Origin of the sequence: Azonexus fungiphilus (assembly GCF_003634965.1) — a bacterium.
In the GTDB taxonomy this organism is placed as follows: domain Bacteria; phylum Pseudomonadota; class Gammaproteobacteria; order Burkholderiales; family Rhodocyclaceae; genus Azonexus; species Azonexus fungiphilus.
In genome coordinates this window covers 59,548-84,599 of sequence record NZ_RBXP01000002.1, presented here as the reverse complement: position 1 = coordinate 84,599, position 25,052 = coordinate 59,548, and the positions used below count along the sequence as shown (strand labels likewise).

28 protein-coding genes and 1 tRNA gene are annotated in these 25,052 nt (G+C 67.7%); 9 read left to right on the top strand and 20 right to left on the bottom strand.

What is annotated here, in order from left to right:
* The first annotated feature begins 2 nt into the window (after positions 1-2).
* Genes DFR40_RS01300 through DFR40_RS01285 form a run of 4 tightly spaced genes read left to right on the top strand, consistent with a single transcriptional unit; the run spans position 3 to position 3,077 of the window.
* A complete protein-coding gene (locus DFR40_RS01300) occupies positions 3-551 on the top strand; it encodes a chemotaxis protein CheW (RefSeq protein WP_121456689.1) in 549 nt (182 codons plus the stop codon).
* Between the two features lie 13 nt (positions 552-564).
* Positions 565-1,167 (top strand): chemotaxis protein CheD, encoded by a 603-nt coding sequence (locus DFR40_RS01295; RefSeq protein WP_121456688.1) that lies wholly within the window; start codon positions 565-567, stop codon positions 1,165-1,167.
* On the top strand, positions 1,167-1,976 hold the full coding sequence (locus tag DFR40_RS01290; RefSeq protein ID WP_121456687.1) for a CheR family methyltransferase: 810 nt from the start codon (positions 1,167-1,169) through the stop codon (positions 1,974-1,976). Before DFR40_RS01295 ends, DFR40_RS01290 begins: the two co-directional genes overlap by 1 nt.
* 3 nt (positions 1,977-1,979) lie before the next feature.
* Positions 1,980-3,077, top strand: a complete 1,098-nt coding sequence (locus tag DFR40_RS01285; RefSeq protein ID WP_121456686.1) for a protein-glutamate methylesterase/protein-glutamine glutaminase — start codon at positions 1,980-1,982, stop codon at positions 3,075-3,077.
* Here the strand turns inward: DFR40_RS01285 and DFR40_RS01280 are convergent.
* From DFR40_RS01280 to DFR40_RS01210, 15 genes are all read right to left on the bottom strand, one after another.
* Positions 3,056-3,334, bottom strand: coding sequence for a type II toxin-antitoxin system HicA family toxin (locus DFR40_RS01280; protein ID WP_121456685.1), 279 nt, complete (start codon positions 3,332-3,334; stop codon positions 3,056-3,058). The two genes, DFR40_RS01285 and DFR40_RS01280, sit on opposite strands and share 22 nt — an antisense overlap.
* A 54-nt stretch (positions 3,335-3,388) precedes the next feature.
* The gene (locus DFR40_RS01275; protein WP_245985566.1) at positions 3,389-3,877 is read right to left on the bottom strand and encodes a phosphatidylglycerophosphatase A family protein; all 489 of its coding nucleotides are present in this window, start codon (positions 3,875-3,877) and stop codon (positions 3,389-3,391) included.
* Positions 3,867-4,847: a thiamine-phosphate kinase gene (gene thiL / locus DFR40_RS01270; RefSeq protein ID WP_121456684.1), complete on the bottom strand. Its 981-nt coding sequence runs from the start codon at positions 4,845-4,847 to the stop codon at positions 3,867-3,869. The genes DFR40_RS01275 and thiL overlap by 11 nt, the downstream gene beginning before the upstream one ends.
* Before the next feature lie 4 nt (positions 4,848-4,851).
* Positions 4,852-5,322, bottom strand: a complete 471-nt coding sequence (gene nusB / locus DFR40_RS01265) for a transcription antitermination factor NusB (protein ID WP_121456683.1) — start codon at positions 5,320-5,322, stop codon at positions 4,852-4,854.
* The gene (ribH, locus tag DFR40_RS01260) at positions 5,315-5,791 is read right to left on the bottom strand and encodes a 6,7-dimethyl-8-ribityllumazine synthase (RefSeq protein WP_121456682.1); all 477 of its coding nucleotides are present in this window, start codon (positions 5,789-5,791) and stop codon (positions 5,315-5,317) included. Before ribH ends, nusB begins: the two co-directional genes overlap by 8 nt.
* Positions 5,792-5,794: 3 nt before the next feature.
* Positions 5,795-6,910, bottom strand: coding sequence for a bifunctional 3,4-dihydroxy-2-butanone-4-phosphate synthase/GTP cyclohydrolase II (ribBA, locus tag DFR40_RS01255; RefSeq protein ID WP_121456681.1), 1,116 nt, complete (start codon positions 6,908-6,910; stop codon positions 5,795-5,797).
* Between the two features lie 95 nt (positions 6,911-7,005).
* Positions 7,006-8,739 (bottom strand): putative bifunctional diguanylate cyclase/phosphodiesterase, encoded by a 1,734-nt coding sequence (locus DFR40_RS01250; RefSeq protein ID WP_121456680.1) that lies wholly within the window; start codon positions 8,737-8,739, stop codon positions 7,006-7,008.
* A gap of 13 nt (positions 8,740-8,752) precedes the next feature.
* Positions 8,753-9,844, bottom strand: coding sequence for a redox-regulated ATPase YchF (gene ychF, locus DFR40_RS01245; protein ID WP_121456679.1), 1,092 nt, complete (start codon positions 9,842-9,844; stop codon positions 8,753-8,755).
* A 22-nt stretch (positions 9,845-9,866) separates the two neighbouring features.
* Positions 9,867-10,445, bottom strand: coding sequence for an aminoacyl-tRNA hydrolase (pth, locus tag DFR40_RS01240; protein WP_121456678.1), 579 nt, complete (start codon positions 10,443-10,445; stop codon positions 9,867-9,869).
* A 69-nt stretch (positions 10,446-10,514) separates the two neighbouring features.
* Positions 10,515-11,117 (bottom strand): 50S ribosomal protein L25/general stress protein Ctc, encoded by a 603-nt coding sequence (locus DFR40_RS01235; protein WP_121456677.1) that lies wholly within the window; start codon positions 11,115-11,117, stop codon positions 10,515-10,517.
* 58 nt (positions 11,118-11,175) lie between these two features.
* A complete protein-coding gene (locus DFR40_RS01230) occupies positions 11,176-12,126 on the bottom strand; it encodes a ribose-phosphate pyrophosphokinase (RefSeq protein WP_121456676.1) in 951 nt (316 codons plus the stop codon).
* Between the two features lie 90 nt (positions 12,127-12,216).
* A tRNA-Gln gene (locus DFR40_RS01225) sits at positions 12,217-12,293 on the bottom strand.
* Between the two features lie 75 nt (positions 12,294-12,368).
* Complete coding sequence (gene ispE / locus DFR40_RS01220) at positions 12,369-13,208, bottom strand: 4-(cytidine 5'-diphospho)-2-C-methyl-D-erythritol kinase (RefSeq protein ID WP_121456675.1); 840 nt, start codon at positions 13,206-13,208, stop codon at positions 12,369-12,371.
* 1 nt (position 13,209) lies between these two features.
* On the bottom strand, positions 13,210-13,785 hold the full coding sequence (gene lolB / locus DFR40_RS01215; protein WP_170160123.1) for a lipoprotein insertase outer membrane protein LolB: 576 nt from the start codon (positions 13,783-13,785) through the stop codon (positions 13,210-13,212).
* Positions 13,782-15,455: a tetratricopeptide repeat protein gene (locus DFR40_RS01210; protein WP_147431271.1), complete on the bottom strand. Its 1,674-nt coding sequence runs from the start codon at positions 15,453-15,455 to the stop codon at positions 13,782-13,784. The genes lolB and DFR40_RS01210 overlap by 4 nt, the downstream gene beginning before the upstream one ends.
* A gap of 87 nt (positions 15,456-15,542) precedes the next feature.
* Here DFR40_RS01210 and mutM point away from each other — a divergent pair, with 87 nt between their 5' ends.
* Positions 15,543-16,376, top strand: coding sequence for a bifunctional DNA-formamidopyrimidine glycosylase/DNA-(apurinic or apyrimidinic site) lyase (gene mutM, locus DFR40_RS01205; RefSeq protein WP_121456672.1), 834 nt, complete (start codon positions 15,543-15,545; stop codon positions 16,374-16,376).
* Positions 16,377-16,438: 62 nt separating this feature from the next.
* A complete protein-coding gene (locus DFR40_RS01200; RefSeq protein WP_121456671.1) occupies positions 16,439-18,388 on the top strand; it encodes a dynamin family protein in 1,950 nt (649 codons plus the stop codon).
* Between the two features lie 65 nt (positions 18,389-18,453).
* Here the strand turns inward: DFR40_RS01200 and DFR40_RS01195 are convergent, their stop codons facing one another.
* From DFR40_RS01195 to DFR40_RS01175, 5 genes are read right to left on the bottom strand one after another with little or no spacing between them, the layout of a single operon-like run.
* Positions 18,454-18,711 carry a YfhL family 4Fe-4S dicluster ferredoxin gene (locus DFR40_RS01195; protein WP_121456670.1) on the bottom strand — a complete coding sequence of 86 codons (258 nt, stop codon included), beginning with the start codon at positions 18,709-18,711 and terminating at the stop codon, positions 18,454-18,456.
* A 20-nt stretch (positions 18,712-18,731) separates the two neighbouring features.
* Entirely contained in the window at positions 18,732-19,217 is a 486-nt protein-coding gene (gene coaD, locus DFR40_RS01190; protein ID WP_121456714.1) for a pantetheine-phosphate adenylyltransferase, read from the bottom strand.
* Positions 19,218-19,222: 5 nt separating this feature from the next.
* Positions 19,223-19,765 (bottom strand): 16S rRNA (guanine(966)-N(2))-methyltransferase RsmD, encoded by a 543-nt coding sequence (gene rsmD / locus DFR40_RS01185; protein ID WP_121456669.1) that lies wholly within the window; start codon positions 19,763-19,765, stop codon positions 19,223-19,225.
* Positions 19,762-21,051, bottom strand: coding sequence for a M16 family metallopeptidase (locus tag DFR40_RS01180; RefSeq protein ID WP_245985565.1), 1,290 nt, complete (start codon positions 21,049-21,051; stop codon positions 19,762-19,764). The genes rsmD and DFR40_RS01180 overlap by 4 nt, the downstream gene beginning before the upstream one ends.
* Before the next feature lie 11 nt (positions 21,052-21,062).
* The gene (locus DFR40_RS01175; RefSeq protein WP_121456667.1) at positions 21,063-22,421 is read right to left on the bottom strand and encodes a M16 family metallopeptidase; all 1,359 of its coding nucleotides are present in this window, start codon (positions 22,419-22,421) and stop codon (positions 21,063-21,065) included.
* Between the two features lie 109 nt (positions 22,422-22,530).
* On the opposite strand from DFR40_RS01175, the gene ftsY reads away from it, so the two are divergent.
* From ftsY to ftsX, 3 genes are read left to right on the top strand one after another with little or no spacing between them, the layout of a single operon-like run.
* Positions 22,531-23,502, top strand: a complete 972-nt coding sequence (ftsY, locus tag DFR40_RS01170; protein WP_121456666.1) for a signal recognition particle-docking protein FtsY — start codon at positions 22,531-22,533, stop codon at positions 23,500-23,502.
* A complete protein-coding gene (locus tag DFR40_RS01165) occupies positions 23,499-24,149 on the top strand; it encodes a cell division ATP-binding protein FtsE (protein WP_121456665.1) in 651 nt (216 codons plus the stop codon). Before ftsY ends, DFR40_RS01165 begins: the two co-directional genes overlap by 4 nt.
* Entirely contained in the window at positions 24,146-25,045 is a 900-nt protein-coding gene (gene ftsX, locus DFR40_RS01160; RefSeq protein WP_121456664.1) for a permease-like cell division protein FtsX, read from the top strand. Before DFR40_RS01165 ends, ftsX begins: the two co-directional genes overlap by 4 nt.
* The last annotated feature ends 7 nt before the right edge of the window (positions 25,046-25,052 follow it).

Sequence of the window (25,052 nt, the reverse complement as noted above, 5' to 3'; positions counted from 1 at the left end):
CGATGAGCCAGATTGTGCAATCCCCGGGCAGCCCCCGGGGGGCGACGGCGGTCACGGTCGACAGCGCGCCGCAGCAATATTTGACCTTCACGCTGGGCGGCGAGATGTTTGCCGTCGCCATCCTCAACGTCAAGGAAATCATCGAGTTCGGCACGGTCACCGAGATCCCGATGATGCCGTCGTTCATCCGCGGAGTGATCAACCTGCGCGGTGCCGTGGTGCCGGTGATCGACCTCTCCTGCCGCTTCGGCGGCAAGCCGACCGAGGTCGCGCGGCGGACCTGCATCATCATCATCGAGCTCGAGCAGGATGAGCACAAGCACGACATCGGCGTCATGGTCGATGCCGTGTCGGAAGTGCTCGAGATCGCGCGCAGCGAGATCGAGCCGCCGCCGTCCTTCGGCGCCAAGATCCGGACCGACTTCATCTCCGGCATGGGCAAGGTCGGCGGGCGTTTCGTGATCATCCTCGACGTCGCCCGCGTGCTCTCGATCGAGGAGATCGCCATGCTCACCCAGGCCGCCGATGCCGGCGGTACCGAGGTCGCCTGATGTCCGTTCGCGGATGATCGACTATGCGACGTTGCCGACGCGCGACATCGAGCGCCTGTCGCGCAACATCCGCCCCGGCGAATGGGCGGTCGAAGCCGAGCGGCCGATCTCGACGCTGCTCGGCTCCTGCGTCGCCGTCTGCCTCTACGACCTGGCCCTCGGCCTGGCCGGGATGAACCATTTCATGCTGCCGCAGATGAAGCAGGGCGCGCACGCCGACGAGGACGTGCTGCTCGCCGGCGACGCCTGCATGGAAGCCCTGCTCAACGCCATGCTGCAGCGTGGCGCGGCCAAGCACCGGATGCGCGCCAAGGCCTTCGGTGGCGGTGCCGTGATCGACACGGCGGTGCCCGGCAGCCTCAACGTCGGCAAGCGCAATGCCGATTTCGCGCACCAGTGGCTGGAGCGCGAGGGGATCCCGATCATCGCTTCCGACTTCCTCGGGCCATGGTCGCGCAAGGTCCTCTGCGTGCCCCGGACCGGCGACGCCTACTGCAAGCGGGTGACTTCGAACCTGATCAGCCGCGAGTCGCTGCGCCGCGAAGAGCAGGCCTACGCCGACTCGCTGCTCAACCGGCCGGCCCAGCCCGGCATCAAGAAGATCGAGTTGTTCTGATGGCCGAAACCGCAATCAGCGACCAGGAATTCGCCCTCTTCCAGCGGCTGATCCACCGGATCGCCGGGATCAACCTGGCCGACAGCAAGAAGGTGCTGCTCGTCGGCCGCCTGCAGAAACGCCTGCGCCACTACGGACTCGACAGCTTCGGCCGTTACTACCGCCTGCTCGCCGACGGCGAGCACCCGGAAGAGCTGCAGACGATGGTCGATCTGCTGACCACCAACGAAACCTATTTCTTCCGCGAGCCCAAGCATTTCGATTTCCTCCGTGACGAGGTCCTGCCCGGCCGTCGCCCGGGGGCGCCGTTCCGCGTCTGGAGCGCGGCCAGCTCGACCGGCGAGGAGGCCTACACGCTGGCCATGCTGCTCGCCGAGTGCCTGCCCGGCCAGCCGTGGGAGATCGTCGGCTCCGACATCAGCACCCAGGTCCTCGAGAAGGCCCGGCGCGGCCATTATCCGATCGAGCGCAACGAGGGCATTCCCCGTCACCTGCTCGTCAAGTACTGCCGCAAGGGCGTGCGCAGCCAGGCCGGAACCTTCCTGATCGCCAGCGAACTGCGCGAGCGGGTCAGCTTCCGCCAGATCAACCTGACCCGGCCGATCGATCCCGAGATCGGGCGTTTCGATGTTATCTTCCTGCGCAACGTGATGATCTACTTCAATCCGGAAACCAAGCGTCAGGTGGTCGGCCACCTGCTGCCGCAGTTGCTGCCCGGCGGGTATTTCATCATCGGTCATTCGGAAACCCTGAACGGCATCGACAGCGGCCTGCGTCAGGTGCGTCCGACCATTTACCGCAAGGATTGAGGCATGGCAGGCAAGATCAAGGTGATGATCATCGACGACTCGGCACTGGTGCGCCAGGTCGTCTCCCAGGCGCTGTCGCGCGATCCCGGCATCGAGGTGATCGCCACCGCGTCCGATCCGGTGTTCGCCATCGACAAGCTGCGCCAGGCCTGGCCGGACGTCTTCATCGTCGATATCGAGATGCCGCGGATGGACGGCATCTCCTTCCTGCGCAAGGTGATGACCGAGCGGCCGACACCGGTGATCATCTGCTCCTCGCTGGCCGAGAACGGTGCCCAGGCGACTTTCGACGCGATGGCGGCGGGGGCAGTGACGATCATCACCAAGCCGAAGGCGGCGCTCAAATCCTTTCTCGAGGACGCCTCCAACGACATCGTCCAGGCCGTGCGCACTGCCGCTCGCGCCAACCTGCGGGCGCTGCCGCGGCCGGGTACCGGCAATCTGACGGTCAACCCCTTCCACCGGCCAAAATTGAGCGCCGACGCGGTGATCGCCCCGGGGGCGCCGACCGCGATGGCGAAGACGACCGAGCAGCTGATCGCGATCGGTACCTCGACCGGCGGCACCCAGGCGCTGGAAGCGGTGCTCACCCGCCTGCCGGCGACCTGCCTGGGCATCGTCATCGTCCAGCACATGCCGGAAAAATTCACCGCGATGTTCGCCGAACGCCTCAACGGCCTCTGCGACATTGAGGTCCGCGAGGCCCGCGACGGCGACCGGGTGATGCCCGGGCGGGCGCTGATCGCCCCGGGCGGCCGGCACATGATGCTCAAGCGCAGCGGCGCCCAGTACCTGGTCGAAGTCGTCGACGGGCCGCTGGTCAATCGCCACAAGCCCTCGGTCGATGTCCTCTTCCGCTCGGTTGCCAAATTCGCCGGCAGCAACGCCCTCGGCATCATCATGACCGGGATGGGCGACGACGGTGCCCGCGGCCTGCAGGAAATGCACGCCGCCGGCGCCCGCACCATCGCCCAGGACGAAGCCAGCTGCGTCGTCTTCGGCATGCCGCGCGAAGCGATCAAGCTCGGTGCCGCCGACGAGGTGATGGGCCTCGAGCGGATTCCCGAGGCGATGATGGCCTATACCCGTTCGGCCTCGTAGGCAGCCAGCGTCACGCCGGCCTGCGCCAGGGCCTCGCGCACCGCCTTGATTTCCTGGCGACTGCAGGTGTTGCTGTTGTGCGGATGGTGCAGGAAGGCCTCGCGGCCGTTGAGCAGGATGCGGAAGCGGGCGCCGTGCGCCGGCTGGATTTCGGCACCGAGGTGGCCGAGCAGCGACTCGATCTCGCGCCAGTGAATGTTGGCCGGCGGCGGGTCCTGGAAGATGCTGCGCATCAGGTGGGCGTGCTTGTGGCTCATGGCGGTCTCCTGGGGGTCAGGATGCGGCCATTCTATGCCTTTTACGGTCGACGGTCAGGAAACGACGATTTTCAGCAGCGCCAGCATCAGCAGCGTGTAGCCGGCGGCGATCAGGTCGTCGGCCATGACGCCGAAGCCGTTCTTGACGTATTCGTCGAACCAGCGCGCCGGCTGCGGCTTGGTGATGTCGAAGAAGCGGAACAGCGCGAAGGCGGTCAGCTGCCACAGCCAGCCGGCCGGCGTCATCAGCAGGACCAGCCAGAAGGGGACGATCTCGTCCCAGACGATGCTGCCGTGGTCGGGGTCGCCGAGGGCGCGCCCGGCGACGTCGATGAACCAGATGCCGGCGAGGTAGGCGACGGCGAACAGGAAGAGCAGCTGGCCGTCGTCGAAATACGGGCGGAACAGCGCGAAGCTGGCCCATGCGAAGAGCGTGCCGAAGGTGCCCGGCGCCCAGCGGGCGAGGCCGCTGCCGCAGCCGCAGGCGAAGAAGTGGGCCGGATGCGCGAGCAGGAAGCGCAGGCTGGGTGGCTTACTGGCCAAAGTGATCGTACCCCTTGCGTGCGAATTCGACCGCCTGGCCGTCCGGGTCGAAGACGGTGACCGTCGGTTCGCCGGCGACGATCTCGCCGATGCACCACAGCGGCAGCTCGAGTTCGGCGGCGATGGCGCCCAGCCGGGTGTGCTGCGCCGCCGGCACGGTGAACAACAGCTCGTAGTCGTCGCCGCCGGCCAGCTGGCACTCGAGTGCCAGGCGTCGCAGGTCGGCGTCGTAGCTGTCTCCGCTGCCTGCCAGGTCGCGCAGCTGCGGCAGCTGGACCAGGCGCAGCGCGGCACCGACGCCGGAGCGCCGGCACAGGTGGCCGAGATCGCCGAGCAGGCCGTCGGAGATGTCGATGGCGGCACTGGCGACGCCGACCAGGGCCTGGCCGAGGGCGAGCCGCGGGCGCGGTTTCTCGAGCGCAGCGACGCACAGGCGCGGCCAGGGTTCGGGCAGGCTGACCCGGCCCTGGAGATGGGCGAGGCCGAGGGCGGCCAGGCCGGGGCGGCCGGAAACCCAGATCTCGTCGCCGGGTCGGGCGCCGTCGCGGCGCAGGGCGCGGCCCGGTTCGACTTCGCCGATCGCGGTCAGGCACAGGTTGAGCGGTCCGCGCGTGGTGTCGCCGCCGACGACATCGACGCCGAACTCGCGGGCGCAGGCGAACAGGCCGTCGGCGAATTTTGCCAGCCAGGCCTCGTCGACCGTCGGCAAGGCGCCGGCCAGCGTGACCCAGCGCGCCCTGGCGCCCATCGCGGCGAGGTCGGAGAGATTCACCGCCAGCGTCTTCCAGCCGAGGCGGCCGGGATCGGTATCGGGCAGGAAATGGACGCCGGCGACCAGCATGTCGGTGGTCACCGCCAGCTGGCAGCCGGGCGAGGGCTGCAGCAGCGCGCAGTCGTCACCGGGGCCGAGGACGGCGGACGGGGTCGGCCGCGCGAAGTACTTCGCGATCAGGCCGAACTCGCCGGGCATCGGCTCAGCGCCCCTTGCGCCGGGCGGCAACCTCGTCGGCGCGGACGCCGCCGGCGATCTTGTCGAGCACGCCGTTGACGTACTTGTGGCCGTCGGTGCCGCCAAAGGCCTTGGTCAGTTCGATCGCTTCGTTGATGATCACGCGGTACGGAGTCTCCGGGTGATTGATCATCTCGAAGGTGCCCATCAGCAGAACGCTCGCCTCGACCGGCGAGAGGTCGGAGAAGGGGCGGTCGATATGGGCGCCGATGCGTTCGCTGAGCGCTGCCTGCTGGCCGATGACGCCGCGCAGGGTGCCAACGAAGAATTCGCGGTCAGCCTTGGCGAAGCCTTCCATCTCGGGGGCGTAGGCTTCGATCGCGGCTTCGTCGGCGCCGCCGACGCGCCACTGGTAGAGGCCTTGCAGGACGAATTCGCGGGCGCGGCGACGGGCCGACTTGGGCGGCGCCTTGGGGGTTTGTTCTTGATCACTCATTGATGAGGGCCCTTTGCAGGTTGGCCATTTCGATGGCGGCCTGGGCACAGTCGGTGCCCTTCGGCTGCATGCGGACTTCGGCCTGTTCGTCGGTGTCGCAGGTGAGGATGCCGTTGGCGATCGGCACGCCGGTGTGCAGTTGCAGTTCCATGATCGCGCGGCAGGCGTCGTTGGAGACCACCTCGAAGTGGTAGGTGTCGCCGCGGATCACCGCGCCGAGGGCGATCAGCGCGTCGAACTGACCGCTTTGCGCCATCGTCTGCAGGATCAGCGGGATTTCCAGGGCGCCGGGGCAGGTGGCGATCGCCATGTCCTCGTCGCTGACGCCGAGGCGCTTGAGTTCGGCGACGCAGGCCGAAAGCAGGCCTTCGCAGACCGGCTGGTTGAAGCGGCTCATGACGATGCCGACAGTGATGCCGTTGCCGTCGAGGTTGCTGTCGTATTCGAAGACGTTTTCAAAACGGGACATGAATCAAAGCTCCGCGGGAGAGGTGACGAAACCGGCGACTTCGAGGCCGAAACCGGTCATGGAGGGCATCTTGCGCGGGCTGGAAAGCAGGCGCATGCGGCTGACGCCGAGATCGCGCAGGATCTGCGCACCGATGCCGTAGGTGCGCGGGTCCCATTTCTGTTGCGGGCGCGGCGCCTCGGCCGGGCCGGTCAGGCGGGCGAGCAGGGCCTCGCCGTCTTCCGGGCGGTGCATCAGGACGATGACGCCGTGGCCGTTGCGGGCCAGCGCCGCCTGTGCCTCGTCGATCGAGAACGACTGGCGCTTGCTCGCCGGGTCGAGGAAGTCGAGCACCGACAGCGGTTCATGGACGCGGACCAGGGTTTCGCCGTCGGCCGGGATCGTGCCCTTGACCAGCGCCAGGTGCGTGGCGGCACTGGCACGGTCGACGTAGGCGTGCAGCCAAAATTCGCCGTGGGCGGTGGCGATGGTCTTGCTGGTGACGCGCTCGACCAGCGTTTCCGAGGCGGCGCGGTAGTGGATCAGGTCGGCGATGGTGCCGATCTTCAGGCCGTGCTGTTTCGAGAATTCGATCAGTTCCGGCAGGCGGGCCATGGTGCCGTCGTCGTTCATGATCTCGCAGATCACCGACGCCGGTTCCAGGCCGGCCATGCCGGCCAGGTCGCAGCCGGCTTCGGTGTGGCCGGCGCGGACGAGCACGCCGCCTTCGCGGGCGGTGATCGGAAAGACGTGGCCGGGCTGGACGATGTCGTCGGCGACGGCGCCGCGGGCCACCGCGGTGCGGATGGTGTGCGCCCGGTCGGCGGCGGAAATGCCGGTGGTGACGCCCTCGGCGGCTTCGATCGAGACGGTGAATGCGGTCCCGAACTGGGTGCCGTTGCTGCGTGCCATCTGGGTCAGGCCGAGCTTCTTGCAGCGTTCCCCGGTCAGCGTCAGGCAGATCAGGCCGCGCCCGTACTTGGCCATGAAGTTGATCGCTTCCGGCGTCACGTGCTCGGCGGCCATGACCAGGTCGCCTTCGTTCTCGCGATCTTCCTCGTCGACCAGCACGACCATGCGGCCGGCCTTCAGTTCGGCGACGATTTCTTCGGTGGAGGCAATGGCGGGATGCGGTGGCATGGGGAATCCGGGGTGTCCAAAAAGGGCTGCTATTTTCGCAGAAAGCGGCGGGCGCAGGGAAAGTTTGCTAGTCGCGGCAGGGACTTGCGCTGCGTTCAGGGGCGGTGCGCGGCAACGAAGGCGGCGACCTGCCAGGCCGGCAGCGGCTTGCTGTAGTAGAAACCCTGCAGCGCGTCGCAGCCGAGTTCGGCGAGGAAGTGGCGCTGGGCCTCGGTCTCGACGCCCTCGGCGACCAGCTCCAGGCCGAGGTTGTGGCCGAGGGCGACGGTCGCCGAACAGATCGCCGCGTCGTTGGGGTCGCTCTCGATGTCCTTGACGAAGGAGCGGTCGAGCTTGAGGCGGTGGATCGGCAGGTGCTTGAGGTAGGCGAGCGAGGAATAGCCGGTGCCGAAGTCGTCGATCGCCAGCATGATCCCCATGTCGGCGAACTGGCGCAGCACCGACAGCGTCAGCTCGGGGTTCTGCATCGCCGTGCTCTCGGTGATTTCGAGCTCGAGGTCGAGCGGCGTCAGGTCGTAACAGTCGAGGATGCCGCGGACCAGGCGCGGCAGGTTCTCATGGCGCAGTTGCTGGGCCGAGATGTTCACCGCGACGCGCAGGCCGTGCAGCCCGGCATCGCGGAAATGCCGGATGTTGCGGCAGGTTTCCCAGAGGATCCAGTCGCCGAGCGGCTGGATCAGGCCGCTGTCCTCGGCGATGCGGATGAAGCGCGTCGGCGGGATCTCGCCGAGCACCGGGTCGTGCCAGCGGGCCAGTGCCTCGAGGCCGATCACGGCGCCGCTCAGGGCGTCGATCTGCGGCTGGAAATGCAGCGAGAACGGCGAGTCTTCCGGTGTGATCGAGGCCAGCGCCTGGCGCAGCGCATTCTCCAGCTGCAGGCGCTCGCCGGCCGCCTCGTTCATCCGCCGGGCGTAGAACTGGTAGTTGTTGCGGCCGGCATCCTTGGCGTGATACATCGCGACATCGGCGTTGCGCAGCAGGCTTTCGCGGTCGGTGCCGTCGCCCGGATAGAGGCTGATGCCGATGCTCGGCGTCGCGTACAGCGTGTGCGGGCCGATCAGGTGGCAGTCGCCGGCCAGCCGGCGCTGGACCTTGCCGGCCAGCGTGGCGACGGTCATCGCGTTGTCGATGTCGGGGAGGACGACGACGAACTCGTCGCCGCCGAGGCGGACGACGATGTCGCTGGCGCGCACGCATTCGCGCAGGCTGACGGCGACGCGCTTGAGCAGTTCGTCGCCGATGGCGTGGCCGAGCGTGTCGTTCACCGCCTTGAAATGATCGAGGTCGATCAGCATCAGCGCGACCTGCTTGTGGTCGCGTTCGCAGCTGCGGATTGCCAGGTCGATCTGCGATTCGAAGGCGAGCCGGTTGGGCAGCCCGGTCAGCGGATCGTGGTAGGCCAGGTGGAGCAGCTTCTGCGTCGCCTCGACGCGCTCGCCGATGTCGGCAAAGCTGGCGACGTGATGGGTCAGCCGGCCCTCGCCGTCACGGACCTCGGAAATCGTCAGCCAGGCGGGATAGACGTTGCCGTCCTTGCGCCGGTCCCAGATTTCGCCGCTCCACAGCCCGCTCTCGCGCAGGCTTTGCCACATCGCCGCGTAGAATTCGGGCGGGTTGCGCCCGGAGGCGAGCAGTTGTGGTCCGGCACCGAGCAGTTCCTCGAGCGGATAGCCGCTCAGGTGCAGGAAAGCCGCGTTGGCGGCGACGATGCGGTTGGCGGCGTCGGTGACCAGGACGGCCTCGCCCGACTGCAGCACGATCCGCTGCAGCACCGCCGGGCTGAGCCCGGCCAGCGATCTGGCGACGGCCTGGGCCTCGTCCCCGGTCATGGCGCGGCTGCGCTCAGACGTTGAACAGGAAGTTGAGGACGTCGCCGTCCTTGACCACGTAGTCCTTGCCTTCGGCGCGCATCTTGCCGGCTTCCTTGGCGCCGGCTTCGCCCTTGAACTGGATGAAGTCGTCGAAGGCGATGGTCTGGGCGCGGATGAAGCCGCGCTCGAAGTCGGTGTGGATGACGCCGGCCGCCTGCGGCGCGGTGTCGCCGGCGTGGATGGTCCACGCGCGCACTTCCTTGACCCCGGCGGTGAAGTAGGTCTGCAGGCCGAGCAGCTTGTAGCCGGCACGGATCAGGCGGTCGAGGCCGGGTTCGTGCAGGCCCATCGATTCGAGGAATTCGGCCTTGTCGCCATCGTCGAGGTCGGCGATCTCGGCCTCGATCGAGGCGCACAGGGCGACCACCTGCGAGCCTTCGGCGGCAGCATGAGCCTCGACCTTGGCCAGCAGCGCGTTGTCGGTGAAGCCGTCTTCGGCGACGTTGGCGGCATAGAGCACCGGCTTGGCGGTGATCAGGCAGAAGGGCTTGAGGCTGGCCCATTCTTCCTTGGACAGGTCGAGCGCGCGCACCGCCTTGCCCTGGTCGAGCTGGGCGAAGCATTTCTCGAGCACCGCGACCAGGATCTTGGCTTCCTTGTCGCCGGCGCTGGCCGGGCGCTTGTAGCGGTTGAGCGCCTTTTCGACGGTCGACATGTCGGCGAGCGCCAATTCCGTATCGATGACTTCGATGTCGCGGATCGGGTCCACGCTGCCGGAGACGTGCACCACGTTCGGGTCGTCGAAGCAGCGGACCACGTGCACGATGGCGTCGGTTTCGCGGATGTTGGCCAGGAACTGGTTGCCCAGGCCTTCGCCCTTGGAGGCACCGGCGACGAGGCCGGCGATGTCGACGAACTCGACGATCGCCGGCTGGATCTTCTGTGGCTTGACGATCTCGGACAGTGCCTTGAGACGCGGATCCGGCACCTCGACGATGCCGACGTTCGGCTCGATGGTGCAGAACGGATAGTTGGCCGCTTCGATGCCGGCCTTGGTCAGGGCGTTGAAGAGGGTGGATTTGCCGACGTTGGGCAGGCCGACGATACCGCATTTCAGAGACATGGTTTTTCCTTGGCTTTCGGGGTCAGACGGCTTTGCCGTGCAATTGTTGCTGGGCGCCGGCGAAATCGCCGGCTGCGATGCGGGGCCAGGCGAGCAGGCTGCGCGCCAGCGCCTGTTCGATGTCCGGGGCCTCTTCCCGACGCGGCGGGTGGAGGACGAAATCGGCCACCTGCTGGGCCAGGTTGAGGGTGCGCGGGTGACCGATGCCCAGGCGCAGGCGCCAGAAATCGGGGGTCCCGAGTTTGGCCTGGATGTCCTTGAGGCCGTTGTGACCGCCGTTGCCGCCGCCCTGCTTGAGGCGGATGCCGCCCGGCGGCAGGTCGAGTTCGTCGTGGACAACGAGGATCTCGGCCGGGGAAATCTTGTAGAAATTGGCCAGCGCCGCCACCGACTGGCCGGAGCGGTTCATGTAGGTGCCCGGCTGCAGCAGCCACAGTTCGCCGGACCGCGCCGCCTTGCCGAAGAACTTGGCCTGCGGTGCGAGGTTGACCTTGAGTTGGTCGGCGAGCCGGTCCACGAACCAGAAGCCGACGTTGTGCCGGGTGGTTTCGTATTCCTGCCCCGGATTGCCGAGGCCGACGATGAGGCGCGGAAGGGTCATGGCGATAAGTGCGAAAAGGCCGCCGGCGGCAAGATGCCAGCGGCGGCCATGATGGCGTGAAGCCTGGGCTTACTCGGCGGCAGCTGCGCCTTCGGCAGCCTGGGCGCCGCCCTTGCCGACGATGCTGACGACGATCGGGTCTTCCGAACCGTGCTGGACCAGCTTGACGCCCTTCGGCAGCTTGACCTGGGAAGCATGGATGTTGTCGCCGACGTTGAGGGCGCCGAGGTCGACTTCGACGAACTCCGGCAGGTCCTTGGCCAGGCAGTGGATTTCCAGTTCGGTGATGACGTGGTTGACGAGGCCGCCGTTGAGCTTGACGCCCGGGCCGGCTTCTTCATTGACGAAGTGCAGCGGCACCTTGATGTGCAGCTCGTGCGTCGCGTCGACGCGCTGGAAGTCGATGTGCAGGACCAGCGGCTTGTAGGCGTGCGTCTGGTAGTCGCGCAGCAGGACTTGTTCCTTCTTGCCGTCGATGACCAGGTTGATGATCGAAGAATGGAAGGCTTCCTTCTTCAGCTTCAGCAGCAGGTCGTTGTGGTTGGTTTCGATGACCGTCGGGGCGGCGTTGCCGCCATAGACGATGCCCGGAACGGTGCCGGCGCGACGCAGGCGGCGGCTCGCACTCGATCCCTGCAGTTCGCGCTTGCTGGCGATGACTTCAAATTGCATGGTTACTACTCCACGATGGGTTCCCGATCCGCGACCAGACCGGGAGGGTTGAAAAAACTCAATCGATGAACAGCGACGATACGGAGTCGTCGTTGCTGATCCGGCGGATCGTTTCGGCCATGATGTCGGCGACCGACAGCTGGCGGATGCGCGGCGAGGCGGCGGCATCGTCGCGCAGCGGAATGGTGTCGGTGACGACCAGGGCGTCGAGGTCGGAGCTGTTGACCCGCTCGACGGCCGGGCCGGAAAGCACCGGGTGCGTGCAGTAAGCGACGACCTTCTTGGCGCCGTGCTGCTTGAGCGCAGTGGCAGCCTTGCACAGCGTGCCGGCGGTGTCGACCATGTCGTCCATGATGATGCAGGTACGGCCGTCGACTTCACCGATGATGTTCATCACCTCGGAAACGTTGGCCTTCGGGCGGCGCTTGTCGATGATCGCCAGGTCGCATTCGAGGCGCTTGGCCAGCGAGCGGGCGCGGACGACGCCGCCGTGGTCGGGCGAGACGACCAGCGGGTTTTCGTAGTTCTGCTTGCGGATGTCGTCGAGCAGGATCGGCAGCGCGTAGATGTTGTCCACCGGGATGTCGAAGAAACCCTGAATCTGTTCGGCGTGCAGGTCCATCGTCAGCACGCGGTCGACGCCGGAGGCGACCAGCATGTTGGCCACCAGCTTGGCGGCGATCGGCACGCGCGACGAACGCGAGCGGCGATCCTGGCGGGCGTAGCCGAAGTAGGGAATGGCGGCGGTGATGCGGCCGGCCGAGGCGCGCTTGAGCGCGTCGACGACGACCAGCAGTTCCATCAGGTTGTCGTTGGTCGGGGCGCAGGTCGACTGGAGCACGAAGATGTCGCGACCGCGGACATGTTCCTGCAGTTCGACCGAGACCTCGCCGTCGGAAAAGCGGCCGACATTGGCTCGCCCGAGATCGACGTTGAGTTGCTTGGCGACGTTGGCGGCCAGCTTGGGGTTGGCGTTGCCGGTGAAGACCATCAGGCTGTTGTAGGCCATTTCCGCATTCCTCAGGGGGACTCGCGCGCGCTGCGAATTCGCCCGATACAATGAAAATCGGGCAGGCCGAAGACCTGCCCGAAGGGAAACTGGCAGAGGAGGAAGGATTCGAACCTTCGAATGCCGGAATCAAAATCCGGTGCCTTGACCAACTTGGCGACTCCCCTGCGGTTCGTTCGGACGGGGTGTCGTTCGAACGAGGCGCGAATGATACAGGAGGCTTTTTTGGAAATCCAGCCCTTTTAGCGAATTTCTGCCAAAGGGTGTTGTTCAAGGCCCTCGGCAAGCCAGCCGGAAAAGCCGGCAGGCAGCGCGGCAAGGGCCGCGGCGGCGGCGGCCGGGTCGCTGAAGGCAGCGAAGACGCAGGCGCCGGAGCCGGTCATCATCGCCGTCGCCGCCTGCTCGCGCAGCCAGGCAAGATGTTCGGCGATGGCCGGGAAACGGGCGCAGGCGACGCCTTCCAGGTCGTTGCGGCCGATGCCGGGGCGCCATTGCGCGGCAGCGATCGGCGTGCTCTCGCGGGGCAGCTCGGGGGCGCCGAAAATGGCCGCGGTCGGGACGTGGACCGGTGGCTCCAGCACGAGATAGGTGGCCGCCGGCAGGGCGACGTCGGTGAAGCGTTCGCCGACACCTTCGGCGAAGGTGTTGCGGCCATGCACGAAGACCGGGACATCGGCGCCGAGGTTCAGGCCGAGGTGCTCGAGTTCGGCGCGGGTCAGCCCGGTGCCCCACAGGTGGTTGAGTGCGAGCAGCACGGTGGCTGCGTCCGATGAGCCCCCACCGAGGCCACCGCCCATCGGCAGGCGCTTGTCGAGGTGGATCGTGGCGCCCTGCCGGCAGCCGCTATGGGCTTGCAGCAGGCGGGCGGCGCGTACCGTCAGGTCGCTTTCCGGCGGCACGCCGGGGAGCGGCGTCGCCAGCTCGATGGCGCCATCGACACGCGGCGCGAAGCGCAGCGTGTCGCAGCGGTCGATGAAACGGAACACCGTTTGCAGCAGGTGGTAGCCGTCGGCGCGGCGGCCGGTGACGTGCAGGAAGAGGTTGAGTTTGGCCGGGGCTGGCCAGGCATCGTGCCAGTTCATGTCAGGGCAGGGTTTTCCAGGTTTCCAGGCGCAGCCGCAGTTCGATCCGCTCGCCTTGGGCGGTCAGGCGCGTCGGCAGGGCGTCCGGGTTGTCGTCGGCGTAGGCGTAGTCGATCTGCCAGCCGGCTTCGCTGAGGTGCGCCGGCCGTCCTTGCGCATCGCGGCCTAGCTGGCCGCCGGCCGCCGGGCGGCCGAGCAGCCAGGCCGGCAGGCGGCTGACTGGCAGCGGCTGGCCGGTGACCTCGGCGAGCAGGCGGTCGGCGTCGTCGCCGACCCAGGTCTTGCCGTCGCTGGTGCGCAGGCTGGCCCGACCCGGTCCGGCGTCGATCTCGGCAATGCCGATGCCGAGCGGATTGGCGAGCAGGACGCGGTCGCCGCCGTTGGCGTGGGTCCAGCTGAGGCGTCCGCCGGAGTTTTCGGCGCGGCCGTCGATGGCGGTGATTTTCAGGGCAAAACGGCCGTCGACCGTGAAATCGCCGATCGCATCGCGGGCCGTCGTCGGCGGTGGCGCCGGCAGCTGGGCGCAGCCGGCGAGCAGCAGGATTGCGGTCAACCCGCCGGCGAGGCGGTTTTTCAAGGCTGGAACTTCTGCATTGCCGCCTGCAGGACCTTGTTGTCGGGATGGCGGCTGGCCGCTTCCTGCCACAGCCGGCGGGCTTCGTCGCGCCGCCCGGCCTGCCACAGCACCTCGCCGAGGTGGGCGGCGATTTCCGGGTCGGCCTTCAGCCGATAGGCCGCCTGCAGCGTCTGCAGCGCCTGCGCCAGCTTGCCCTGGCGGTACTGCAGCCAGCCGACGCTGTCCATGATGAAGGCGTCGTCCGGGGCCAGCGCGATGGCCCGGGTCAGCAACTGCTCGGCTTCGTCGAGGCGGATGCCGCGTTCGGCGAAGGAGTAGCCGAGCGCGTTGAGCGCGTGCGGATGGTCGGGCTGGTTGCGCAGCAGGCGGCGCAGGTGGTTCTCCATCGGCTGGTGGCGGCCGAGGCGCTCGGCGGTCAGGGCGGCGTCGTAGAGCAGGTCGGGGTCGTCCGGGCTGCTCGCCAGGGCCTTCTCGAGCGCTGCGTAAGCGGCGTCCTCGCGACCGCCGTCGCGCTGCATCTGGGCTTCGGCCAGCGCCAGCTGGCTGCGTTCGGCCGGCGTCGCGCCGCGCGTGTCGTGGAGCAGGGCCAGGGCCTCGTCGTTGCGGTTGAGGCCGAGCAGGATGACGGCGCTGCGCGCGCGTGCTGCGACGTAGCGCTCGCCGGCGGTGACCTGGCGGAAATGGCCGAGGGCCTGTTCCGGCTGGCCGGCTTCCTGGGCGATCTGGCCGAGCAGATAGTGGACGCCGCTGCGATCCGGGTAGGGCGTCTCGAGCAGGCGTTCGAGCTGGCGCTTGCCGGTCTCGCGGTCGCCGTCCTGAAGCGCCAGGATGGCCGCCGGGTAGAGCACGTTGGGTTCGTCCGGAAAATCCTTGAGCAGGCGCTGGTAATGCTGCCGGGCGGCGTCGAGGCGCTTCTCGCCGATCAGCATCTGGGCCAGCGCCAGACGGGCGTCGCGGGCGTCCGGGTGGCGCTCGACGAAGCGCGCCAGCAGATCGACGCCGCGCCCGGCATCCTGGCGGCCAAGCAGCTTGGCCTGGGCGATCGCGGCGATTTCCCAGGACGGGCGCAGTTTCAGCGCGGCTTCGGTTTCGGCCAGCGCGCGCGGCTCGTCACCGGCGGCGAGCGCCGCCTGGGCCAGTGCGAAGTGCGCCTCGGGCAGGCCGAGATAGGGCTTGAGGACGCGGTCGAGCAGGCTGAGGACGGCACCTTTGTCGGTGATCCGGGCGAGCATGCGGTTCAGGTGGAGCAGGTTGCTGGCCAGGTTTTCCTTGTCCGACTCGAGCAGCGGGCCGAGTTCCGGTGCCAGCCGGTCGAGCTGGCGCGACTGGACGAGCAGTGCGACCTGGGCCTGGCGGGCGGCCTGCGAATCGGGTTCGATTTCCAGCCAGAGGCCAACCAGGCGCAATGCCCGTTCGTTGTCGCCGGCGTAACCGGCGATCTCGACGGCGCGGGCGAGCACCTTCGGGTCGCGGGTGCGTTCGGCGAGGTCGGCCCAGGCCTGCATGCTCAGGTCGACGGCGCCCTGGCGCAGCGCCAGCTCGCCGAGCAGCACCTGGAAGACGGTGCGCCCGAGCAGGTCCTCCTCGGGCGGCGCGGCGGCCCGGGCAGGCTGGCTCAGGACCAGGCAGAGGGCCAGGGTCGGGGCGGCGAGGAGTTGCTTCGGGGACATGATGGCTTTCCGGATGGCATGCGTGTTTGAACGCATAATATCGAACAAGTTTGCGATGGTATTTGGGAAACTGCGGAGGAACAAGCAATGCCGGAATTGCCGGAGGTCGAGGTCTGTCGTCTGGGCATCGCGCCCGAACTCGAGGGCGAGCGCATCCTGGGCGTGACGATCCGGGCGCCGAAGCTGCGCCACGAGATCCCGCCGGCGCTCGGCGAACTGCTGCCGGGCTGCCTGATCGTAGCCGTGCGCCGGCGCGGCAAGTATCTGCTGATCGACTGCCGGCGCGACGGTGTCGAAGGCACGCTGATCGTCCATCTCGGGATGTCGGGCAAGCTGCGCTTTGCGCCGCTCGATCTGGCGCCGGCCCGGCACGATCACTTCGACCTGCGGCTCGCCCGCCAGATCCTGCGCTTCACCGATCCGCGCCGTTTCGGCGTGATCCTCTGGCAGGCCGGGCCGCCGGTCGCCGCCGAGCAGCATCCACTGCTGGCGGTGCAGGGTATCGAGCCGCTTTCCGACGCGTTCACTGTCGACTGGCTGCACGCGGCATTTTCCCGGCGCAACGCGCCGGTCAAGCCGGTGCTGATGGATAGTCATCTGGTGGTCGGCATCGGCAACATCTATGCCTCGGAAAGCCTGTTTCGCGCCGGCATCTCGCCGCTGCGCGCGGCCAGCCGGATCAGCCGGCTGCGCTGCGCGGTCCTGGTCGATGCCGTGCGCGAGACCCTGTCGGCGGCGATCGCCGCCGGTGGCAGCAGCATTCGCGACTATGTCCAGAGCGACGGCAGCAGCGGCTGGTTCCAGATCCAGGCCGGCGTCTACGACCGCGCCGGCCAGCCCTGCGTGCGCTGCGGCGATGTCGTCCGCCAGATCCGCCAGGCCGGTCGCAGCACCTATTACTGTCCGTCCTGCCAGCGCTGAGCGGCGGCAGGATGGCGTATTTATGCTAAATTGAAGTCCAGTTTGTCGCCGGGGTCGTATCCATGTCGCTCGCCAACCAATTCGCCGCCTATACCGCCTGGCGCACGCTGCTCTCCAACGATGTCGCCGAGTTCCAGGCCTGGCTGTCCGACAACGAGCTGTCCGACGGCCAGATCGACCTGCGCCTCGGCCAGTTGCAGGAGCGCCTGCGCGAGGACCGCCTCAACGTCGCTTTCGTCGCCGAGTTCTCGCGCGGCAAGTCGGAGCTGATCAACGCCATCTTCTTCGCCGACTACGGCGACCGCATGCTGCCTTCGTCGGCCGGGCGGACGACGATGTGCCCGACCGAACTGCTGTTCGACGGTAACAAGCTGCCCGGGGTCGAGCTGTTGCCCATCCAGACGCGTGCCGCGCATACCGGGGTCAGTGAATACAAGCGCTTCCCCGAAGAGTGGACGGTGCTGCCGATCGACGTCGATTCGCCGGAAAGCCTGCAGGAAGCCCTGCGCCATGTCAGCGAGACGACCCGGGTGACGCCCGAGGAGGCCGGCCGCCTCGGTTTCGCCGTCGGTAGCGGCGAGATCGACCTGTATCGGGTCGGTGACGACGGCCTGGTCGAGATCCCGCGCTGGCGCCACGCGCTGATCAATTTCCCGCACCCCCTGCTCAAGCAGGGACTGGTCATCCTCGATACGCCGGGGCTCAACGCGATCGGCGCCGAGCCCGAGCTGACGCTGTCGCAGTTGCCGAACGCCCACGCGGTGCTGTTCATCCTGGCCGCCGACACCGGTGTCACCCAGTCCGACCTGACGATCTGGAAGGAGCACATCTGTACCGGTGCCTCGACCCGCCGCGGCCGCCTGGTCGTGCTCAACAAGATCGACGGCCAGTGGGACGAACTCAAGAGCGACGCCGAGATCGCCGCCGAGATCGCCCGCCAGGCCGACAGCTGCGCCAGCATCCTCGACTTGCCGGCGAGCCAGGTCTTCCCGGTTTCGGCGCAGAAGGGGCTGGTCGCCAAGATCAACGCCGACGCCGACCTGCTCGCCCGCAGCCGCCTGCCGGCACTCGAGGCGGCGCTGTCCGGCGAACTGATCCCGGCCAAGCGCGAGATCGTCTGCGAAAGCACCGAGAGCGAGTTCGGCGATGTCGTCCGCCGCGTCCGCGCGCTGCTCGATTCGCGCCACGGCGGCCTGCGCGAGCAGCTGTCGGAGCTGACCGAGCTGCGCGGCAAGAACCGCGGTGTCGTCGAGTACATGATGGGCAAGGTACGTGCCGAGAAGGAAGAATTCGAGCAAGGCCTGCAGCGCTATTACGCGGTGCGCAGCGTGTTCTCGACGCTGACCAACAACCTGTTCGGCCACCTCGGCCTCGACCGTCTGCGCCAGCTTACCGGCGAGACGCGCGAGGCGATGCTCGAGGCCGCGTTCTCGAAGAGCCTGTCGGTGGCGATGCACGATTTCTTCGTCCAGTCGCGGGCCGCGCTCGGCAATTCCGGCCGCGAGATCGGCGAGATCCTGGCGATGATGGAAGCGGTGTACAAGAAGTTCTCGGTCGAGCACGGGCTCAAGCTCGGCGCCCCGACCAGCTTCTCGCTGCTCCGCTACGAGAAGGAGCTGGATCGCCTCGAGGCCTGGTGCGACAGCCACCTGAACACGATGGTCTCGCTGCTGACGCACGACAAGAAGAACATCACCCAGAAGTTCTTCGAGGAGGTCGCAATCCAGGTGCGGCGCGCCTTCGAACGTGCCAACCGGGATGCCGAGATCTGGCTGCGGGCGATCATGGCGCCGATGGAAACCCAGGTCCGCGAGCACCAGATCCAGTTGAAGCGCCGGCTCGAGAGCATCAAACGCATCCACCAGGCGACCGACACGCTGGAAGACCGCATCGCCGAACTGGAAAGCGTCGGCCAGGTGCTCGACCGGCAGCTGGCGGCGCTCGACGCGATCGAACTGCGCGTGCGCGACCTGCTCTCGCCCGAGCAGATGGCCGAACTGCGCGCCGCCTGACGCTGACGGTCGACGTGAAAAAGCCCGCGATTTCGGTCGCGGGCTTTTTCATGGGTGAAGCCGGTTCAGGGACGGGCGTTGCCGGTCAGCTTCTCGTACTTCGACCACAGTTGGTCTTCCGATTCCTCGTGACCGGGGTCCTTGGGGATGCAATCGACCGGGCAGACCTGGACGCATTGCGGTTCGTCGTAGTGGCCGACGCACTCGGTGCACTTCGCCGGGTCGATCACGTAGATCTCCTCGCCCTGCGAAATCGCCTCGTTCGGGCATTCCGGTTCGCACACGTCGCAGTTGATGCACTCGTCCGTAATCATCAGGGACATGACTGTTGTTCCTCTCTCGTTTAAGCAGTGGTGGTTGCCCGCAGGCGCTTTTCTACTGAAGGATGGACGAATTTTCCTACATCACCGCCCAGCCGCGCAATTTCCCGCACCATCGTTGCGGAAATGAACATGTATTGCTCGCCGGGCGTCAGGAATACCGTTTCGACCTCGGGATAGAGGCTGCGGTTCATTCCGGCCATCTGGAATTCGTATTCGAAATCGGACACGGCGCGCAGGCCGCGGACGATCACCTTGGCGCCCTTCTCGTGCACGAAGCTCATCAGCAGCGTGTTGAAGCCGACGATTTCGAGGTTGGGGATGTCGCCGACGACCTCGCGCGCCATCTCGACGCGGTCGGCCAGCGTGAACCGCGGCTGCTTCGACGGGCTTTCGGCGATCGCCAGGATCAGCTTGTCGAACAGGGTCGCCGCCCGGCGCACGAGATCCTCGTGACCGCGGGTGATCGGGTCGAACGTGCCGGGGTAGAGCGCTACGCGATGGTTCAGTTTGTTCAAGCTGTCGGTCGCCGCAACAAGTGGTAGTGGACTTCGCCCGCCCGGCCGTGGCGGACGGTCCGCCATGCGTCGAGCGATTCGATTTCGTTTTCCGCCTCGACGTAGAGTGCGCCGTCTTCGTCGAGAACGCCGGCCAGCAGGGGTTCGAGGCGGTTGAGCCAGCCCTTGCGGTACGGCGGATCGAGGAAGATCAGGTCGAATTTCGACTTCGCGGAGGACAAATATTGTAGCGCATCGCCGCTCCTGATCTCCACGGCGGCGGGTTTATGGAGCAATTCGTGGTTTTCATGCAACGCCGCGAGCACGCGCGGCGACTTTTCCAGCATCACCACGCGGGCGGCGCCGCGCGAGGCGGCTTCGAAGCCGAGCGCGCCGCTGCCGGCGAAGAGGTCGAGGCAGTGCCAGCCGTCGAGATCCTGGCCGAGCCAGTTGAACAGCGTCTCGCGCACGCGATCCGGGGTCGGCCGCAGGCCTTCGCTGTCGGGAAAGCGCAGGACGCGGCGGCGGAACTCGCCGCCGACGATGCGGACCGAGTTCAATCCGCCGCCACCGTCACGGTGACCAGGTCGGCCGGGCGGACGTGGCGCGAAAATGCCGCCTTGACGTCGTCGACCGTGACTGCCTCGATGTTTGCCCGGTAGTGGTCGAGGTAATCGGCGGGCAGCCCGTAGAAGCCGATCACGGCGACGTTGGCGAGCAGCTTGGCGTTGCTGTCCAGGCGCAGCGGGAAGCTGCCGGAGAGGTTGGCCTTGGCCGCGGCGAGCTCTTCCGCGCTCGGTCCCCGGGCAACGAAATCGCCGAGCACCTGGCGGACCACCTTGATCGCCTCGCGGGCCTGCTTGCGCTGGGTCTGCAGGCCGATCTGGAAGGGGCCGGCCTGGCGCATCGGCGCGAAGTAGCTGTACACGCTGTAGGCGAAGCCGCGCTTGTCGCGGACTTCCTGGACCAGGCGGGAGACGAAGCCGCCGCCGCCGAGCGTGTAGTTGCCGACCAGCAGCGGGTAGAAATCGGGATGGCCGCGCTCGATCGCCGGCAGGCCGAGGTAGATGTGCGCCTGGCTGGCCGGGTGGGCGATCGCCTGCGTTGCCGCGCGCGCCGGGGCCGGGGCGGCCGGCAGCGCCGGCGGCGTGCCGGCGGGCAGCGCGCTGCTCAGCTGTTCGGCGATGCGCTCGGCCTGCACCCGGGTCAGCTGGCCGACCAGCGAGATGCTGGCGTTGCCGGCGGTGTACAGGCGTTGATGGAAGTCGACGAGATCGGCGCGGGTCAGCGCCGCGACGCTTTCCGGCGTTGCCTGGCGGCCGTAGGGGTGGCCGGGGTAGAGCGCTTCCCAGAAGGCCTTGCCGGCGATGCTGTCGGGCCGGGTCATCGCTTCCTTGAGGCCGGTGACGGTGCGCGCCTGCTCGCGTTCGAGGACGGCGGCGGCGAAATGCGGCCGGTGCAGCACGTCGCGCAGCACGGCCAGGGCCGGCTCGAGCTTGTCGCGCGCGGTCAGCGTGCGCAGCGTGACGCTGGCGCGGTCGGTGTCGGCGCTGCCGCCGAGGGCGGCGCCGAGGTCGGCAAGCTGCTCGGCGATCGCCGTCTCGTCGCGCTCGCCGGCGCCGAGGTCGAGCACGCCGCGGGTCAGTGCGGCGAGGCCAGCCTTGCCCTCGGGGTCGAACATCGAACCGGCGGCGAAGTCGATCTGCACGTCGAGCATCGGCAAGGCCGGCGCGGCGACGAAATTGACGCGGGCGCCGTTGGCGGTGGTCCATTGTTCGATGGTCACGCCGGCCAGTGCCAGCGGCGCGGCGGCGAGGACGATGATTGCGGTCAACAGTCGTTTCATGGCGATTTTCATCAGTGGCGGACGGCGATGCGCGGACGGCGCGGCTGGCCGTCGAGCGGTTGCGGGTCGAGGACGCCGATGGTCAGCGCGTCGTCGTCGAAGTACTTCTTCGCCACCGCCTGGACGTCGGCGGCGGTGACCTGCTGCAGGCGTTCGAGCATCGTGTCGACGTCCTTCCAGGAATGCCCGACCGCTTCCATCTGGCCGATTTCCATGGCCTGGCCGAACATCGAGTCGAGCTTGTACACCTGGCCGGCGACCAGTTGCGCCTTGGTCCGCTTCAGTTCGGCCTCGCTCACCCCGTCCTTCTGGATGCGTGCGATCTCGGCGCGCAGCGCGGCTTCGAGATCGGCGACGCTGCGTCCTTCGGAAGGGCTGCCGTAGAGGTAGAACATGCCCGGGCCGCGGGCGGTGTTGCCGTAATCGACGCCGGCCGACAGCGCGATGCGATCCTCGCGCACCAGTTTCTTGTTGAAGCGGGCGGCATCGTGGCCGTCGAGGATGGCGGCGAGGATTTCCAGCGCGTAGGGATCGCGGTCGGTCTTCGGGTTGCGCAGGATCGGCGCCTTGTAGCCCAGTACCAGCACCGGCAGCTCGGCCGGGGCCTTGACGGTGATCCGGCGCGGCCCTTCCTGGCGCGGTTCGACCTGGCTCTTGCGCGGCGGCAGCGCCCGCCCCTCGAGCTTGCCGTAGTGCTCGCGGGCGAGGGCGAAGACCTGTTCGTGGTCGACGTCGCCGGAGACCACCACGTAGGCGTTGTTGGGCACGTACCAGGTGTCGTACCAGGCCTTGGCATCGGCCGCGGTCATGTTCTCGAGGTCGCTCATCCAGCCGATGATCGGCCGGCGGTACGGATGCGCCTGGAAGGCGGTCGCGTTCATCTGCTCGAACAGCTTGGACTGCGGGTTGTCGTCGGTGCGCATGCGGCGCTCTTCCATGACCACCTTGATCTCCTGGGCGAATTCCTTGGGATCGACGGTCAGGTGGCGCATGCGGTCGGCTTCCAGCGCCATCATCTCGGCCAGCTTTTCCTTCGGGATCTGCTGGAAGTAGGCGGTGTAGTCGCGGCTGGTGAAGGCGTTGTCGCGGCCACCGGCGGCGGCAACGCGCTTGTTGAACTCGCCTGGGCCGACCTCGGGCGTGCCCTTGAACATCATGTGCTCGAGCACGTGGGCGACGCCGGAGGTGCCGTCGACCTCGTCCATGCTGCCGATCCGGTACCAGACCATGTGCACGGCGGTGGGCGCGCGTTTGTCTTCCTTGACGATGACCTTGAGGCCGTTGTCGAGTGTGGTTTCGTAGGGATTGGCGAGGGCTGCGGTCAACAGCCACGGGGCCAGCAAAACGGGAAGCAGGTGTCGCATGGGCATGGGAGGTGGGGGCTTTCTGCTAGAATTCAACGCTGTTTTCGCATCGATCCGGACGGCATCTTAACGGCTGACCGTCCGCCTGTCAGCAAGGCCTGAGACCTTAACACCCATGTTCAGTTTCCTGAAAAAATCTGCGCCCGACGCGCAACCCGAGGCCGCGGCGGCGGCTGCGCCGTCCTGGCGCGAGCGGCTCTTCCAGGGGCTGGCCCGGACCCGCGCGCAGTGGGGCGGCAAGCTCAAGTCGATCTTCTCGCGCGGCAAGGTCGACGACGAACTGCTCGAAGAACTCGAAACCCTGCTGCTGACGTCCGACGTCGGCATCGAGGCGACCACCCACCTGCTCGACGAGCTGAAGAAGGCGGCCAAGCGCGACCGGCTGGAAACGCCGGAGGCGATCCAGCAGGCGCTGTCCGATGCGCTCTACGCGATCCTCGCGCCGCTCGAGCAGGCGCTCGATGTGAGTACCCACAAACCCTACGTGATCATGATCGCGGGGGTGAACGGTGCCGGCAAGACGACCTCGATCGGCAAGCTGGCCAAGTATTTCCAGAGCCAGGGCAAGAGCGTGCTGCTCGCCGCCGGCGACACCTTCCGCGCCGCCGCCCGCGAGCAGCTGCAGACCTGGGGCGAACGCAACAACGTCACCGTCATCGCCCAGGAATCGGGTGACCCGGCCGCCGTCATCTTCGATGCCATCTCCGCCGCCAAGGCGCGCGGCATCGATGTCGTGCTCGCCGATACCGCTGGCCGCCTGCCCACCCAGCTGCACCTGATGGACGAAATCGCCAAGGTCCGTCGCGTCATCCAGAAAATCGAGCCGGACGGCCCGCACGAAACCCTGCTCGTGCTCGACGCCAACATCGGCCAGAACGCGCTGCAGCAGGTCAAGGCCTTCGACAAGGCGATCAATGTCACCGGCCTGGTCGTGACCAAGCTCGACGGCACCGCCAAGGGGGGTGTCGTCGCGGCGATCGCCCGCCAGTGCCCGAAGCCGATCCGCTTCATCGGCGTCGGCGAGCAGATCGACGACCTCCGTCCCTTCTCGGCGCGCGACTTCGTGGACGCGCTGTTCGACCAATGATCGTCGCCAACAGCCTGACCAAGCGCTATCCCGGCGGCTTCGAGGCGCTCGCCGGCGTCAGCTTCGAGATCCGCGCCGGCGAACTGGTGCTGATCACCGGCCACTCGGGCGCCGGCAAGACGACGCTGGTCAAGCTGATCGCCTCGATCGAGCGGCCGACCTCGGGCAGCCTGGTGGTCAACGGGCAGAACCTCTCAGCCCTGCGCCGCAGCGCGATTCCTTACGTGCGCCGGCATTTCGGCCTGATCTTCCAGGACCAGAAGCTGCTCTTCGACCGCAGCGCCCTCGACAACGTGCTGCTGCCGCTGCAGATCGCCGGCCTGCCGCATCGCGAGGCGGTGCGCCGGGCGCAGGCGGCGCTCGACAAGGTCGGCCTGCTCAAGCGCGAGAAGGCCAACCCGATTGCGCTGTCCGGCGGCGAGCAGCAGCGGCTGGCGATCGCCCGCGCCGTCGTCAACCGGCCGACCGTGCTCCTGGCCGACGAACCGACGGCCAACCTCGATGCCGATTCGGCTGCCGACATCCGCCGCCTGTTCGCCGATTTTCACCGGGTCGGTGTCACCGTCGTCGTCGCCACGCACGACCAGGCCTGGATCGATCACTGCGGGGGCAACATGCTGCGCCTCGCCCACGGGAGGGTGGCATGAGGCGCTGGCTGTCGCAACATCGCGCCGCGTTCGGGCTGGCCGTGCGCCGCCTCGCCGCGGCACCGTTCAATACGCTGCTGTCGCTGCTGGTGATCGGCATCGCGCTGACGCTGCCGGCCTTCGGCTATCTCGCGCTCGACAACCTGCGCGAGCTTGGCCGCAACGCCTCGGGCGCCCAGCAGATCAGCGTTTTCGTCGAAGTCGGCGCGGCCCGCAAGGACGTCGTCGAGATCGAAAACCGGCTGCGCGGGCTGTCGACCGTCAGATTCAGCTTCGTGCCCCGCGACGAGGCGCTCAAGCGCCTGCAGAAGAGCGACGAGATGGCCGAGATCGTCGCCAGCCTGCCGCGCAACCCGCTGCCCGATGCCTTCGTCGTCGAGCCGGCCGACACCGCGCCGGAGGCCCTCGAGGCGCTGCGCGCGGAGCTCGCCAGCTGGCCCAAGGTCGCCCACGTCCAGCTCGATTCGGCCTGGGTCAAGCGTTTCGACGCCTTCCTCCGGCTCGGCAAGCTGGCCGTGCTGCTGCTCGCCGGCCTCTTCGGCGCCGGCCTGGTCGCCGTCACCTTCAACACCATCCGCCTGCAGGTCATGGCCCAGGCGGCGGAGATCGAGGTGGCGCGGATGATCGGTGCCACCGACGGCTTCATCCGCCGGCCCTTCTCCTATTTCGGCGCCCTCCAGGGCGGCCTCGGCGGCCTGCTCGCGGCGGCCCTGGTCTATGGCGCGCTGCGCCTGCTCGCCGGCCCGGTCGGCGAGCTCGCCGCGCTGTACGGCGGCAGTTTCGCGCTGCATGCGCCGGCCGCTACCGACGTCGCCGCGCTGGCCGCGGTCGGCGCGCTGCTCGGCTGGATCGGCGCCCAGCTCTCGGTCAGCCTGTCGCTGCGCGCCTTCGACTGACGGCGGC

What these genes read in the sequence shown, in the direction of transcription:
- ftsY (WP_121456666.1), top strand. Translation starts at nt 22,531, where the DNA reads ATGTTCAGTTTCCTGAAAAAATCTGCGCCCGACGCGCAACCCGAGGCC.
- DFR40_RS01285 (WP_121456686.1), top strand. Translation starts at nt 1,980, where the DNA reads ATGGCAGGCAAGATCAAGGTGATGATCATCGACGACTCGGCACTGGTG.
- thiL (WP_121456684.1), bottom strand. Translation starts at nt 4,847, where the DNA reads ATGCCCGGCGAGTTCGGCCTGATCGCGAAGTACTTCGCGCGGCCGACC.
- DFR40_RS01230 (WP_121456676.1), bottom strand. Translation starts at nt 12,126, where the DNA reads ATGGCCTACAACAGCCTGATGGTCTTCACCGGCAACGCCAACCCCAAG.
- mutM (WP_121456672.1), top strand. Translation starts at nt 15,543, where the DNA reads ATGCCGGAATTGCCGGAGGTCGAGGTCTGTCGTCTGGGCATCGCGCCC.
- DFR40_RS01200 (WP_121456671.1), top strand. Translation starts at nt 16,439, where the DNA reads ATGTCGCTCGCCAACCAATTCGCCGCCTATACCGCCTGGCGCACGCTG.
- DFR40_RS01300 (WP_121456689.1), top strand. Translation starts at nt 3, where the DNA reads ATGAGCCAGATTGTGCAATCCCCGGGCAGCCCCCGGGGGGCGACGGCG.
- DFR40_RS01175 (WP_121456667.1), bottom strand. Translation starts at nt 22,421, where the DNA reads ATGCCCATGCGACACCTGCTTCCCGTTTTGCTGGCCCCGTGGCTGTTG.
- DFR40_RS01180 (WP_245985565.1), bottom strand. Translation starts at nt 21,051, where the DNA reads ATGAAACGACTGTTGACCGCAATCATCGTCCTCGCCGCCGCGCCGCTG.
- DFR40_RS01295 (WP_121456688.1), top strand. Translation starts at nt 565, where the DNA reads ATGATCGACTATGCGACGTTGCCGACGCGCGACATCGAGCGCCTGTCG.
- DFR40_RS01250 (WP_121456680.1), bottom strand. Translation starts at nt 8,739, where the DNA reads ATGACCGGGGACGAGGCCCAGGCCGTCGCCAGATCGCTGGCCGGGCTC.
- nusB (WP_121456683.1), bottom strand. Translation starts at nt 5,322, where the DNA reads ATGAGTGATCAAGAACAAACCCCCAAGGCGCCGCCCAAGTCGGCCCGT.
- pth (WP_121456678.1), bottom strand. Translation starts at nt 10,445, where the DNA reads ATGACCCTTCCGCGCCTCATCGTCGGCCTCGGCAATCCGGGGCAGGAA.
- ychF (WP_121456679.1), bottom strand. Translation starts at nt 9,844, where the DNA reads ATGTCTCTGAAATGCGGTATCGTCGGCCTGCCCAACGTCGGCAAATCC.
- ispE (WP_121456675.1), bottom strand. Translation starts at nt 13,208, where the DNA reads ATGAACTGGCACGATGCCTGGCCAGCCCCGGCCAAACTCAACCTCTTC.
- DFR40_RS01195 (WP_121456670.1), bottom strand. Translation starts at nt 18,711, where the DNA reads ATGTCCCTGATGATTACGGACGAGTGCATCAACTGCGACGTGTGCGAA.
- ribH (WP_121456682.1), bottom strand. Translation starts at nt 5,791, where the DNA reads ATGTCCCGTTTTGAAAACGTCTTCGAATACGACAGCAACCTCGACGGC.
- DFR40_RS01165 (WP_121456665.1), top strand. Translation starts at nt 23,499, where the DNA reads ATGATCGTCGCCAACAGCCTGACCAAGCGCTATCCCGGCGGCTTCGAG.
- DFR40_RS01290 (WP_121456687.1), top strand. Translation starts at nt 1,167, where the DNA reads ATGGCCGAAACCGCAATCAGCGACCAGGAATTCGCCCTCTTCCAGCGG.
- DFR40_RS01280 (WP_121456685.1), bottom strand. Translation starts at nt 3,334, where the DNA reads ATGAGCCACAAGCACGCCCACCTGATGCGCAGCATCTTCCAGGACCCG.
- DFR40_RS01235 (WP_121456677.1), bottom strand. Translation starts at nt 11,117, where the DNA reads ATGCAATTTGAAGTCATCGCCAGCAAGCGCGAACTGCAGGGATCGAGT.
- ftsX (WP_121456664.1), top strand. Translation starts at nt 24,146, where the DNA reads ATGAGGCGCTGGCTGTCGCAACATCGCGCCGCGTTCGGGCTGGCCGTG.
- ribBA (WP_121456681.1), bottom strand. Translation starts at nt 6,910, where the DNA reads ATGCCACCGCATCCCGCCATTGCCTCCACCGAAGAAATCGTCGCCGAA.
- DFR40_RS01210 (WP_147431271.1), bottom strand. Translation starts at nt 15,455, where the DNA reads ATGTCCCCGAAGCAACTCCTCGCCGCCCCGACCCTGGCCCTCTGCCTG.